General features: G+C 76.0%; 4 protein-coding genes. All 4 read left to right on the plus strand.

The window, feature by feature from the left end; all coding sequences use genetic code 11:
• Window positions 1-126 precede the first annotated feature (126 nt).
• From ACTUAL_RS09980 to ACTUAL_RS09995, 4 genes are read left to right on the plus strand one after another with little or no spacing between them, the layout of a single operon-like run.
• A complete protein-coding gene (locus ACTUAL_RS09980) occupies window positions 127-1,086 on the plus strand; it encodes an ABC transporter permease (RefSeq protein WP_440900067.1) in 960 nt (319 codons plus the stop codon).
• Entirely contained in the window at window positions 1,083-1,964 is an 882-nt protein-coding gene (locus ACTUAL_RS09985; protein WP_440900068.1) for an ABC transporter permease, read from the plus strand. The genes ACTUAL_RS09980 and ACTUAL_RS09985 overlap by 4 nt, the downstream gene beginning before the upstream one ends.
• Complete coding sequence (locus ACTUAL_RS09990) at window positions 1,961-3,610, plus strand: ATP-binding cassette domain-containing protein (RefSeq protein WP_440900069.1); 1,650 nt, start codon at window positions 1,961-1,963, stop codon at window positions 3,608-3,610. Before ACTUAL_RS09985 ends, ACTUAL_RS09990 begins: the two co-directional genes overlap by 4 nt.
• Window positions 3,611-3,620: 10 nt before the next feature.
• Window positions 3,621-4,040, plus strand: a complete 420-nt coding sequence (locus ACTUAL_RS09995; RefSeq protein WP_440900070.1) for a hypothetical protein — start codon at window positions 3,621-3,623, stop codon at window positions 4,038-4,040.
• The last annotated feature ends 317 nt before the right edge of the window (window positions 4,041-4,357 follow it).

Here is a 4,357-nt window from a genome sequence, read left to right on the forward strand (position 1 = left end):
CGGCGCGCAACCGGACAACGGCAACGGCGCCCTCGTCGTCGTCCTGATCGCCGGCGTCGCGGTGGTCGTCGTGGCGGGCGGGGTGCTGCTGGCCCGCAGGCGCGGCGCGGGCGCCGAGGACCGCGAGTGAGCACCCGCTACCTGCGCGGGCAGCGGGCGGGCGCGGCGGCGAGCCTGGTCCTCGTCGTCGTGCTCGGCTACCTGCTGTGCCGCGTCATCCCCGGCGACCCGGTCGTCGCCATGACCAGGGGCCGCCCCGTCACCCGCGACCAGCTCGCCGTCCTGCGCGCCGAGCTCGGCGTCGACCGGCCCGTGCACGAGCAGTTCACCACCTGGGTCGCCGACGCGCTGCGCGGCGACCTGGGCACCTCCTACATCTTCCGCCGCCCCGTGCTCGAGCTGATCGGCGAGCGCCTGTGGCCGACCGTGCTCCTCGCGGGCACCGCCACGCTCCTGGCCGTGGCGCTGGGCCTGTGGCTGGGGGCGCGCGGCGCCTGGCGGCACGACAGCGCCTTCGACCGGATCTCCACCGGCGCCGCCCTGGCCCAGTGGGCCATGCCCACCTTCTGGCTCGGGCTGCTGCTGTCCATGGTCACCGGCGACCTGTTCCCCAGCGGCGGGATGCGCTACCCCGACACCCCGCCCGGGTTCCTCCCGCAGGCGCTCGACGTCGCCCACCACATGGTGCTGCCGGTGATCACCATGGTCTCCGTCGTCTACGCCCAGTACCTGCTGGTCATGCGCTCCTCCCTGCTGGAGGAGAAGCACGCCGACTACATCACCACCGCCCGCGCCAAGGGCCTGCGCGACGACCTGGTGCGCCGCCGCCACGCCGTGCCCAACGCGCTGCTGCCCACCGTCACCCTCGTCTTCCTGCACCTCGGGCTGGTCGTGTCGGGCGCGATCACCGTCGAGACGGTGTTCTCCTGGCCGGGCCTGGGCCTGCTGACCTACGAGGCGCTCACCGGACCGGACCTGCAACTGCTCCAGGGGGTGTTCGTGCTGCTCGCGGGCGCGGTGGTGCTGATGAACGTGCTGGCCGACCTGCTGCACCGGGTCCTGGACCCCAGGGTGCGCGCCTCGTGAGCGCCCTGGTCAGGCGCCGCCGCCTCGCCGCCGCCGCGGCCACCTGGCGCGCCTTCGCCGCCCACCGCGCCGGACTGGCAGGCCTGGCGCTGCTGGGCGCCATCGCCGCGCTCGCCCTGCTCGCCCCCCTGCTCACCGACGCGGGCGGCCTGGACGTCACCAAGGCCACCGGCGCCCCCTACCAACCACCCAGCGCCGAGCACTGGCTGGGCACCGACAACAGCGGGCGCTCGGTGCTGCTGTTGACCTGGTGGGGCACCCGCGTGTCCCTGGTCGTGGGCCTGGCCGCCGCCGTGCTGTCCGTGCTCATCGGCACCGTCGTCGGCGTCACCGCCGCGCACTTCCGCCGCACCGAGGGCCTGCTCATGGGCGCCACCGACTTCTTCCTCGCCCTGCCCTCCCTGGTGCTGGCCATCGCCCTGTCCACCGTGCTGCCGCGCGGGCTGGCCACGATCGTGCTCGCCATCGGCGTCACCTCCTGGCCCTCCACCGCCCGCGTGGTGCGCGCCCAGACCCTCGCCGTCGAGGCCCGCCCGTTCGTCGAGCGCGCCAGGGCACTCGGGGGCGGGCACGCGCACGTGGTCGGGCGGCACGTGCTGCCCGCCGTGCTGCCGCTGGTGCTGGTCAACACCACCCTGGCGGTGGCCGGCGCGATCATCTCCGAGTCGACCCTGTCGTTCCTGGGCCTGGGCGACCCCACCCGCGTGTCCTGGGGGTCGATGCTGCACGCGGCCAGCAGCTACGGCGCGGTCTCCCAGCGGGCGTGGTGGTTCATCCTCCCGCCGGGGCTGGGGGTGGTGGCCGTGGTGCTGGCGTTCACCCTGTGCGGGCGCGCCATGGAGTCCGTGCTCATCCCCCGGCTGGGAGGCCACCGATGACCGCCGCCGCCGCTCCTGCCTCTGCCGGGCCGCTGCTGCGGGTGCGGGACCTGCGGGTGCGCTACGCCCGCTCCCGCGACGAGCACCCCGCCGTCGACGGCGTCGACCTCGACCTCGACGCCGGGCAGACCCTGGGCCTGGCGGGGGAGTCGGGCTGCGGCAAGTCCACCGTGGCCATGTCCGTGCTGCGCCTGCTGCCCCGCACCGCCGAGGTCACCGGGCGGATCGAGCTCGGCGGCGAGGACGTGACCACCATGTCCTGGGGCAGGCTGCGCGCGGTGCGCTGGGCCGAGGCGTCCGTGGTGTTCCAGGGCGCCATGCACGCCTTCAACCCGGTGCGGCGCGTCGGCGGCCAGATCGCCGAACCCATGCGCCTGCACGGCGTCGAGGGCTCGGCGGGCGTCGACGCCGCCGTGGCCGAGCTGCTCGACCAGGTCGAGCTCCCCGCGCGCGCCGCCCGCGCCTACCCGCACGAGCTGTCCGGCGGCCCGAAGCAGCGCGCCATGATCGCCAAGGCCCTGGCCTGCTCGCCCAGCCAGGTCATCGCCGACGAGCCGACCACCGCGCTCGACGTCGTCGTCCAGGCCCAGGTCCTCGGGCTGCTCACCCGGCTGGTCGCCGAGCGCGGCATCGGCCTGGTCGTGATCAGCCACGACCTGTCCGTGCTCGCCGCCACCTGCGACCGGCTCGCCGTGATGCGCCGCGGCAAGGTCGTCGAGCAGGGCCCCACCCGCCAGGTCATCGCCGCACCCGTCCACGAGCACTCACGCGCGCTGGCCGCCGCGTTCCCCACCGTCGGCGACCCGGCGTTCCGGCGCGTGCGCGAGCACGGGGAGCCGGGGGAGCCGCTGCTGAGCGCCCGCGACCTGCGGGTGGTCTTCGACGGGGTGGCGGCCGTGGACGGGGTGGACCTGGACGTGCGGCCGGGGGAGATCGTCGCCCTGGTCGGCCAGTCCGGCTCCGGCAAGACCACCCTGGCCAGAACCCTCCTGGGCCTGCAACGCCCCACCTCGGGCCACGTCGAGTTCGACGGCGCCCCGCTGCCGCGCTCGACGGCCGGGCTGCGCGCGTTCCGGCGGCAGGCGCAGCTGGTGCTCCAGGACCCGACCAGCGCCCTGAACCCGAGGCACTCGGTGTACGAGGCGGTCGCGGAGGGCCTGCGCATCCACCGCGTCGACGGCGACGAGGCGGCGCTGGTCGCGGCGGCGCTGGAACAGGCCGAACTGCGGCCCCCGGTGGCGTTCACCCAGGCCCTGCCGCACGAGCTGTCCGGCGGGCAGCGGCAGCGGGTGGTGATCGCGGGCGCGCTGGCGCTGGGGCCGAGGGTGCTGGTGGCGGACGAGCCGGTGGCGTCGCTGGACGCGTCGGTGCGCGGGGAGATCCTCGCGCTGCTGCTGCGCCTGCGCGCGGACCTGGGCCTGGGCGCGCTGGTGATCACCCACGACCTGGGGCTGGCGTGGACCATCGCCGACCGGGTGGTGGTGATGCTGGACGGGCGGTTCGTGGAGCAGGGACCGGTGGAGGAGGTGCTGCTGCGCCCGCGGCACGAGTACACGAAGGCGCTGCTGGAGGCGGTGTGGCCGCTGGACTCGCGGCGGCGGGCGGGGCGGGGAGGACCGGGCACGGTGGGCCGAACGGACGCCTAGTCTGGCACGGGTGACCCCTCCGAACCGGCACTCCCGGCGCTGCGGCGCGCCCGAGCTGTCGAGCGCGGGCGGGTTGCTGGAGGAGCAGCACCTGGACAACGCGGCCCGCAGGCACCACGTCCCCGCCGAGGTGGCCGAACTGCGGGCGGCGCCGATGCCCAGGGCGCCGCTGCGGGTGTGGCCGGGCCTGGCCCCCGACGTTCCCGGCGTGCTGGCCGGGGTGGGCGGGCACGGGGGACTGGTGGAGGCGGTCTGGGAGGACGCCGGGGGCGGGCTGCGTTCGCGGCTGCTCGACGAGACCGACTACCCGCCCCTGCCCGCACTGCCGGCGGGCAGGCTGTGCCCCGGCGCCGTGGACGTCCGCGCCCCGCTGCGCACGGCGGTGCTGCCAGACGTGGACGGGTGGTGCGCGCCCCGCTGGCTGGAGTGAACCGGGAGCGCGCCGCGCGGTGGGGTCGGGGCGCTGCTCACCCCGGCGCGCGGCGGTACCGCCGGGCCAGCGCGGTCAGGTCGACCCGGTGCGGGGCGGCGTCGTACCCGAGTGCCCGAGCCCCGCCCACCCCGCACCCACCCGTCCCGTTACCCTTACCTGTCTCCCGCGCCCGCGGGGAGAACCACGCCATGCACACCACCGGCCCACGCCGATGAAGCTCCCCGACCGCGCGTTCACCGAACTCCCGTGGCGGCTGCACCGGTACGCCGCCGACTTCCACGTCGAGGACGTGTGGCGCGTCCGCTCCGGCGGCG

Source organism: Actinosynnema sp. (assembly GCF_052038725.1).